Annotated in this window: 9 protein-coding genes; all 9 read left to right on the top strand. The window is 63.7% G+C overall.

Annotated elements, in window-relative coordinates; genetic code table 11:
- Positions 1 to 432 (top strand): VWA domain-containing protein (locus QZ213_RS20930; RefSeq protein ID WP_291688003.1); only part of this gene is annotated, 432 nt, incomplete at its 5' end.
- Between the two features lie 68 nt (positions 433 to 500).
- Positions 501 to 1511, top strand: a complete 1011-nt coding sequence (locus QZ213_RS20925; protein ID WP_291688002.1) for a tripartite tricarboxylate transporter substrate binding protein — start codon at positions 501 to 503, stop codon at positions 1509 to 1511.
- Between the two features lie 64 nt (positions 1512 to 1575).
- Entirely contained in the window at positions 1576 to 2481 is a 906-nt protein-coding gene (locus tag QZ213_RS20920; protein WP_291688001.1) for a LysR substrate-binding domain-containing protein, read from the top strand.
- A gap of 241 nt (positions 2482 to 2722) precedes the next feature.
- A complete protein-coding gene (locus tag QZ213_RS20915; protein ID WP_291688000.1) occupies positions 2723 to 3694 on the top strand; it encodes an amidohydrolase family protein in 972 nt (323 codons plus the stop codon).
- Between the two features lie 159 nt (positions 3695 to 3853).
- A complete protein-coding gene (locus QZ213_RS20910; RefSeq protein WP_291687999.1) occupies positions 3854 to 4963 on the top strand; it encodes a 4-oxalomesaconate tautomerase in 1110 nt (369 codons plus the stop codon).
- An 81-nt stretch (positions 4964 to 5044) separates the two neighbouring features.
- Positions 5045 to 6073: an amidohydrolase family protein gene (locus QZ213_RS20905; protein ID WP_291687998.1), complete on the top strand. Its 1029-nt coding sequence runs from the start codon at positions 5045 to 5047 to the stop codon at positions 6071 to 6073.
- 1 nt (position 6074) lies between these two features.
- Positions 6075 to 6770, top strand: a complete 696-nt coding sequence (gene ligK / locus QZ213_RS20900; RefSeq protein WP_291687997.1) for a 4-carboxy-4-hydroxy-2-oxoadipate aldolase/oxaloacetate decarboxylase — start codon at positions 6075 to 6077, stop codon at positions 6768 to 6770.
- A 5-nt stretch (positions 6771 to 6775) separates the two neighbouring features.
- Positions 6776 to 7696 (top strand): NAD(P)-dependent oxidoreductase, encoded by a 921-nt coding sequence (locus QZ213_RS20895; RefSeq protein ID WP_291687996.1) that lies wholly within the window; start codon positions 6776 to 6778, stop codon positions 7694 to 7696.
- Positions 7693 to 8069, top strand: a 377-nt coding sequence (locus QZ213_RS20890) for an amidohydrolase family protein (protein ID WP_291687995.1), incomplete at its 3' end; no start/stop codon positions are given. The genes QZ213_RS20895 and QZ213_RS20890, both read left to right, overlap by 4 nt.

Raw genomic sequence — 8069 nt, 5'->3', positions numbered from 1 at the left:
GAGGTGGTGGACGACGTGCGCTCGTTCGCCTTCTCCGGTCATCTGATCGAAGTCAGCGACATCCTCGACAAGAAAACGCCCGAGGAAGCCATGAGCGAGATCATGTCGAAGGTCGGATTCGGCTCGTCGGATTACGGCGGATCGTTGGTGGATTTCGAGAAGGATTTCATCAATACGGTGACGCCGAAGACGACAGTGATCGTGCTCGGCGACGCCCGCACCAACAACCTCGATCCGCGCGCCGATATCCTGCGCACCATTTCGGAGCGATCCAAGCGGCTGGTCTGGCTCAACCCCGAGGGCCGCATGGCCTGGGGCTGGGGCGATTCCGAGATGCCGCGCTATGCTTCCTTCTGCAGCGTCGTGCGCCAATGTTCGACCGCAAAGCAGCTCGAGCGGGCGGTGTCGGATATCGTGGCGGCCTATCAATAAGCCATTGTGGTAAGTAGCCCGCGACGGCTAAAAGCCGGCTGGCTACCATCGCAGCGGATCTTGCAAAAATGTCCACGAAAGTCTCTGATTGCGCCGTCTCCCGGACCCTGGTCCGGATGTTCCTCACCGTGCTTGTTCTGCTGGGGCTCGCGTTGCCGCAGCGGCAGGCCGGCGCTGAAACCAAATACCCGAGCAAGCCGGTGCGGATCGTGCTGCCCTTTGCGCCGGGCGGCGTTGCCGACATTACCGCGCGCGTGATCGCGGATAAGCTTGGCGGCAAGCTCGGGGGGCGCTTTTACATCGAGAACCAGCCCGGAGCCGGCGGCATCGCCGCGGCCCGAACCGTGATCTCTTCTCCGCCGGATGGACATACCCTGGCATTGTTGTCCAACGGAACCGCGATCAGCGTCTCCCTGTTCAGCCATTTGCCCTACGATCCCTTGAAGGCCTTTGCTCCGATCTCAAGCCTCGGCTATTTCGATTTCGTCTTTGCGACCAACGGGGAATCGGAATTCAAGACGCTGGCGGACTTCATCGCCGCGGCCAAGGCGAAGCCCGGCACGCTCAACGTCGGCACCATCAATATCGGAAGCACGCAGAATTTGTCGGCGGAGCTGTTCAAGACCGCGGCCGGCATCGATTTCACCATCATTCCCTATCGGGGAACGCCGGAATTGCTGGTGTCCACCATGCAGGGCAACGTTGCTTTGATGATCGACAGCTACTCTTCCATGAAGGGGAATCTCGCCGAAGGGAAAATCCGCCCCCTGGCGTCGTCGGGGCCGGTACGCTCGGAAAGCACGCCGGATATTCCCACCCTGCGGGAAGCAGGCGTGGCCAATTACGACGTCGTCTCCTGGAACGCGCTGTTCGCCCCCGCCGGCACGCCGCCGGAAATCGTCAAGACACTCAATCAGGCGCTGCAGGAAATCCTCGCTGAGCCGGAGGTGAAGAAGCGGCTGCTCGAGCTTGGCATCGAGGCCAGGGGCTCCACGCCCGAGGAGATATCGGCCAGGCTGAAGTCCGATATCGACAAGTGGCAAAAGGTGATCGAGAAGGCCGGGATTGCGAAGCAATAGTGGCACCATGTCCCGGTCGCGGCGCGTTGACTTGCGCTCGGTTTCGTCCTGATCTGGCCGCGCCATGAATCTCAAGCAGCTCGAATACTTCGTGCAGGTGGCTGAGCTCGGCAGCTTCAGCAAGGCCGCGGTGGTGCTCGACATCGCGCAGCCGGCGCTGAGCCGGCAGGTGCGCAGCCTCGAGACCGAGTTGCGCCAGCAGCTGTTCCTGCGCAACGGCCGCGGCGTCACGCTTACCGATGCGGGCAAGCGGCTGTTCGACCACAGCGTGGCGGTGCTGCAGCTGATGGCGCACGCCCGCGAGGACCTGGGAGCCAGCCGCGACGAGCCCGTGGGGCGGGTGACCATCGGGCTGCCGCCAAGCATGGGCCGGCAGCTGACGCTTCCCTTGATTGACCGCTTCAAGAAGGAGCTTCCGGCCGCCCGGCTGGCGATCGTCGAAGGGCTGTCGACCCATATCGTCGAATGGGTGACGACTGGACGCATCGACATTGGTCTGGTCTACAACCCCGAAGCCCAGCCGGGGCTCGAGATCACGCCGCTGCTGCAGGAGCAGCTTGGATTGGTCAGTCATGCGCCCAGGGGCAAGCGGAAGCGAGCCGCATTGCCGCCGCTGCCGATGAAGGAACTGTCGCGTTATCCCCTGATCGTTCCGGAGCGGGTGCACGCCATGCGCCGGCTGCTGGATACGCAGGCGGCGCTGGCCGGCATCAAGCTCGACATCGCCTGGGAGGTGTCGAGCGTGCCGTCCATCATCGATCTGGTCTGCGCCGGCTACGGTTACGCGGTGCTCACCGCCAGCGGCGTTGCCGCATCGGCGCGCGCGGGCGAATTGGTGACGCGCCGGCTGGTGGACCCGACGCCGGTCAGCGTGCTTTGCCTGGCGATCTCGTCGCACCGGCGTCCCACGCCGCTGACCCAGCACACCATGCGGCTGTTGACCGCCCTGGTGCGTGAGCTTCCCGTCTGACCATTTTCGGCATAGTTCGGACGCATGAGCTATGCTGACTTGCGATAGCTGTTATAGGGGCGCGGCGCTGGCGGAAGGCAGGCAGGCCCGCCAAAGTATCTCCGCCGAGGGCGCGCCTGGCTCGCGACAGCAGCCACTCGACCCGAACGATCCTCAGAGCGAGACGACCGTCATTCCGGGGAACCCGGTCGGGTCCAATGATTCCGGTGCAGAGCCGGACAAGAAATGGGAGCACGCCGGCATGCTTAGACGCACGTTTCTCAGGGCGGCGGCATGCCTAAGTGCCGTGTCGACGCTTGCCGTGAACCAATCGCGGGCGGCGGAAAATCCGGCTGCGGAAACGAAGGCGATTCCCGCCATTCCCGGGCCGGACCAGAATACGAAGACGCCGGTCTTCAAGGTGCCTGCGGGCACGGTCGATACGCATACCCACATTTTCGGTCCCGCCGCCGAATATCCGTTCTCGCCGACGCGGCCCTACACGCCTCCCGATGCGCCGCTGCCGATGTTTCGTGCCCTGCATGAGAAGATCGGCGTCCACCGCGCCGTCATCGTCAATGCGACCCTGCACGGGTTCGACAACCGTGTCGTGACCGACGCCATCGCGCAGAGCGGCGGCAATTATAAAGGCATCGCTAATATCAATAACGGGATGTCGGATGCGGATCTTGCTGCGCTGGAAAAGGCTGGAATAAGGGGTTGCCGCTTTGCCTTCCTCAAGAGGCTGGGCGGTGTTGGCGACATGAACGTGTTCAAGCGTCTGGTGGATCGAGCGGCCGCCATCGGCTGGCATGTCGACGTGTATCTCGAGCCCGGAAGCATTCGAGAGTTCATCCCGATTCTCAAGGCGTTGCCGACCACCTATGTCATCGATCACATGGGCACGATCGCTGCCGCCAAGGGCCTCGATGACCCGGAATTCAAGGCGCTGCTCGATCTTCAGAAGAATGACGAGAAGTGCTGGGTCAAGATTACAGGGCTCGAGCGTGCATCGGCCTCGGGAGCTCCGTTCCACGACTCGGTGCCTTTCGCTAAAAGCCTGATCGACAATGCGCCGGATCGCGTGATCTGGGGGACGGACTGGCCGCACCCCAATGTCAAGATCATGCCGAATGACGGCGATTTGGTCGATCTCATTCCATTGTACGCGCCGGAGCCCGCCATCCAGCAAAAGCTGCTGGTCGACAATCCCGTACGCCTGTTCAAATTCTAGAGCCGGATGCGCGAGCCGGCGAATATCAGGATCCAAAGTTGACGGTTTTTGGAATAGACTTTGAGCGAGGCCAATCCGCAACGGCTGACGCGGCGGGGCGGCATCGGCGGATAAGCCGCCCGGCGAATTCAGCTGCGCCATTCAATATGTGAGGATCGCATGCAAACCGCTATTCCTTGCCTGTTCATGCGCGGAGGCACCTCGCGAGGCCCGTTTTTCAAGGCCAGCGATTTGCCCTCCGACCTGCCGACGCGCGACAAGGTGCTGCTGTCGGTGATGGGTTCCCCCGACAAGCGCCAGATCGACGGCCTCGGCGGCGCGCATCCGCTGACCTCCAAGGTCGGCATCGTGTCCAAGGGCAGCAAGCCAGGCGTCGATCTCGATTTCCTGTTTGCCCAGCTGCAGCCCGACAAGGACACCGTCGACACCACGCCCAATTGCGGCAACATGCTCGCAGCCGTGGTGCCGTTCGCGCTCGAGACCGGCATGGTCAAGCCACAGGGCGACACCACCACGCTGCGCGTGCTGACGCTCAATACCGACATGCAATGCGACATCACCGTGCAGACGCCGAACGGCCATGTCGAATATGAAGGCAATGCCCGCATCGACGGCGCGCCGGGAACCTCGGCGCCGATCACGGTCAACTTCCTCGACACCGCCGGCTCGGTCGCCCCGGGGCTGCTTCCGACCGGCAATGTCCGCGACACCATCGATGGCATTGAGGTGACCTGCATCGACAACGGCATGCCGCTGGTGATGTTCAAGGCCAGCCACGTCGGCCGCACCGGCTACGAGAGCGTCGACCAGATGAATGCGGACACCGAATTGAAGACGCGGATCGAGCGGTTGCGGATCGCCTGCGGTCACGCGATGAAGCTCGGCGACGTCACGGCCAAGAACTACCCGAAGATGACGCTGATATCAGCACCGCGCGCCGGCGGCAGCATCTGCACGCGCAGTTTCATCCCGCATGTCTGCCATGACGCGATCGGCGTGCTGGCGGCGGTGACGGTGGCGACCGCCTGCGTGCTCGACGGCTCGGTCACGCAAGGTATTGCCTCGGTGCCGACGGGCAACGTCAAGAAGATATCGGTCGAACATCCGACCGGCGAGTTCAGCGTCGAGATCGAGGTCGATCCGGCCAATCCGCAAAACGTGACCCGCGCTGCCTTGCTGCGCACCGCGCGGCTGTTGATGCGCGGCGAGGTCATGATCCCCGGGTCGGTCTGGGCGCCGAAGGCCAAACTCGAAGCGGCGGCGAAATAGAAACGCGAATTTGGGAAAACGCGAAGGAAGCGATGGCGAAGACACCGACCGCGTCTGACGCTATTCCGGAAGGAGAGAAGAGTGATCATCGACGTGCACGGCCACTACACCACGGCGCCGAAGGCGCTTGAGGACTGGCGCAACCGGCAGATCGCGGGCATCAAGGATCCCTCGGCCGTGCCCAAGGTCAGCGAGCTCAAGATCAGCGACGACGAGCTGCGCGAGAGCATCGTCAACAACCAGCTCAAGAAGATGCAGGAGCGCGGCAGCGACCTCACCATCTTCAGCCCGCGCGCCAGCTTCATGGCGCACCATATCGGCGATTTCCAGGTTTCCTCGACCTGGGCCGCGATCTGCAACGAGCTGTGCGCGCGCGTCAGCAAGCTGTTCCCCGACTCTTTCATCGGCGCCGCGATGCTGCCGCAGTCGCCGGGCGTCGACCCCAAGACCTGCATCCCCGAGCTCGAGAAATGCGTCAAGGAATACGGCTTCGTCGGCATCAATTTGAATCCCGACCCGTCGGGCGGGCACTGGACCTCGCCGCCGCTTTCGGACCGGCACTGGTATCCGATCTATGAGAAGATGGTGGAGCTCGACATCCCCGCGATGATCCATGTCTCCACCAGCTGCAACGCCTGCTTCCACACCACGGGCGCGCATTACCTGAACGCCGACACCACCGCCTTCATGCAGTGCCTGACCTCGGACCTGTTCAAGGATTTCCCGAAGCTGAAGTTCCTGATCCCGCATGGCGGCGGCGCGGTGCCGTATCACTGGGGCCGCTTTCGCGGCCTGGCGCAGGAATTGAAGAAGCCGCTGCTGAAGGACCATCTGCTGCATAATATCTTCTTCGACACCTGCGTGTATCATCAGCCGGGCATCGACCTCCTGACCAAGGTGATCCCGGTCGAGAACATCCTGTTCGCCAGCGAGATGATCGGGGCGGTGCGCGGCATCGATCCCGAAACCGATTTCGCCTATGACGACACCAAGCGCTACATCGAGGGCACGATGAACCTCAGCGCGCAGGACAGGCAGAAGGTCTACGAGGGCAACGCACGGCGCGTGTTCCCGCGCCTCGACGCCGCGCTGAAAGCGAAGGGGAAGTAATATGAGCATCCCGATGAACGACCTCGGCGTGGTCAAGCGAAACATCATTCGCGCCGACAAGGCGGCCGTGGAAAAGCTGTCGCGCTTCGGCGTCGCCACCATCCACGAAGCGATGGGCCGCGTCGGCCTGATGCTTCCCTATATGCGGCCGATCTATTCGAGCGCAAAGGCCTGCGGGCCTGCAGTCACCGTGCTGCTGCAGCCGGGCGACAACTGGATGATGCATGTGGTGGCCGAGCAGTTGCAGCCCGGCGATGTCGTGGTCGCGGCCTGCACCGCCGAGAATACCGACGGCTTTTTCGGCGATCTGCTGGCGACCAGTTTTCGCGCCCGCGGCGCCAAGGGCCTGGTGATCGACGGCGGCGTGCGCGACGTGGCGGACCTGACGGAAATGCAGTTCCCGGTATTCTCCAGGGCGATCAGCGCCAAGGGCACGGTGAAGGCGACCCTGGGCTCGGTGAACATTCCGGTGGTCTGCGCCGGCGCGCTGGTCAATCCGGGGGATGTGGTGATCGCCGATGTCGACGGCGTCGTCGTCGTTCCCGCAGGCGTCGCCCAACAGGTGGCCGATGCGGCGGAGGCGCGGGAGGCCAACGAAGGCGAGAAGCGCGCCAAGCTTGCGGCCGGCGTGCTCGGTCTCGACATGTACAAGATGCGCGAACCGCTGGCGAAAGCCGGCCTCAGATATATCGATTGATCGCCATGACAACTTCGAACCGGTGGCACGTCGGTCTGGTCGGCTACGGCGAAGTCGGCCGCATCCTTGCCGAGGACCTGCGCAAGCAGGACGTCAAGGTCAGCGCCTACGACATCAAGCTCGGCGGCGATCAGGCCGGGCCCCTGCGCGATCATGCGGGGACATTCGGAGTTCAGCTCGCTTCCTCGCATGCCGATCTCGCCGCAAAGGCCGACCTGATCGTCTCCGCCGTCACCGCAAGCCAGGCCGTACCGGTCGCAAGCGCCTGCGCGCCTTCCGTGAAGAAGGGCTCCTGGTTTCTCGACTTCAACTCGGCCTCGCCCGGCGCAAAACGGCGCGCCGCCGGCCTGATCGATGGCGCCGGCGGACGTTACGTCGAAGGCGCGGTCATGACATCGATTCCGCCGTACCGCATCAAGGTGCCGTTGCTGCTGGGCGGCAGCCGTGCAAGGGACCTTGCGCCGCTGCTGCTAGAACTCGGCTTCGACGCCAAGGTCGCCAGTGAACAGCTCGGCGTCGCCTCGGCGGTCAAGATGTGCCGCAGCATCATGATCAAGGGCCTGGAAGCGATGGTGATCGAAAGCTTCACCACGGCGCGGGCCTACGGCGTCGAGGACGCGGTGCTGGCGTCGCTGGCGGAGACATTTCCCGGCATCAACTGGGAGAAGCAGGGCGCTTACTTTTTCCAGCGCGTCATCGAACATGGCCGCCGACGCGCGGAGGAAGTGCGCGAGGTGGCCGAAACCGTGCGCGATATCGGTCTGACGCCCTGGTCGGCGCAGGGCACGGCCGAACGTCAGGCCTGGGTCGCCGACCTCGCCGACGAAGGCCTGTTCGGTGCGAAAGGCACCAAGGAATTTGCCAAGAGCCCGGACTGGCGCACCGAAGCGGACCGGATCCTCGCGATGCTAAAGGATACCAAATGAGTGACACCGTGACGGATCAGAAGACGCAATTCCAGAAGACACCCGGCTGGCTGGACTGGTACGCCGGACCCTCAAAGCCGCGCTTCAAGGTGCCGGCGGGCGCCGTGGATGCGCACTGCCATGTGTTCGGCCCGGGCGCCGAGTTTCCCTTCGCGCCGGAACGCAAATATACGCCCTGCGACGCCTCCAGGCAGCAGCTCTATGCGCTGCGCGATCACCTCGGCTTCGCCCGCAACGTGGTGGTGCAGGCCACCTGCCACGGCGCCGACAATCGCGCGATGGTCGACGCGCTCGTCCATTCCGGCGGCAAAGCGCGCGGCGTCGCCACTGTCAGGCGCAGCGTCAGCGACGGCGAACTCCGTGCCATGCATGA

The organism is Bradyrhizobium sp., from assembly GCF_017881085.1.
In the GTDB taxonomy this organism is placed as follows: domain Bacteria; phylum Pseudomonadota; class Alphaproteobacteria; order Rhizobiales; family Xanthobacteraceae; genus Bradyrhizobium.
Note: the sequence above shows the minus strand (reverse complement) of the source record. Positions and strands in the feature narration are given on the sequence as shown.

Excerpts from the sequence above, each read along its gene's own strand:
- QZ213_RS20910 (WP_291687999.1), top strand. The coding sequence starts at position 3,854 with ATGCAAACCGCTATTCCTTGCCTGTTCATGCGCGGAGGCACCTCGCGA.
- QZ213_RS20915 (WP_291688000.1), top strand. The coding sequence starts at position 2,723 with ATGCTTAGACGCACGTTTCTCAGGGCGGCGGCATGCCTAAGTGCCGTG.
- QZ213_RS20895 (WP_291687996.1), top strand. The coding sequence starts at position 6,776 with ATGACAACTTCGAACCGGTGGCACGTCGGTCTGGTCGGCTACGGCGAA.
- QZ213_RS20920 (WP_291688001.1), top strand. The coding sequence starts at position 1,576 with ATGAATCTCAAGCAGCTCGAATACTTCGTGCAGGTGGCTGAGCTCGGC.
- ligK (WP_291687997.1), top strand. The coding sequence starts at position 6,075 with ATGAGCATCCCGATGAACGACCTCGGCGTGGTCAAGCGAAACATCATT.
- QZ213_RS20925 (WP_291688002.1), top strand. The coding sequence starts at position 501 with ATGTCCACGAAAGTCTCTGATTGCGCCGTCTCCCGGACCCTGGTCCGG.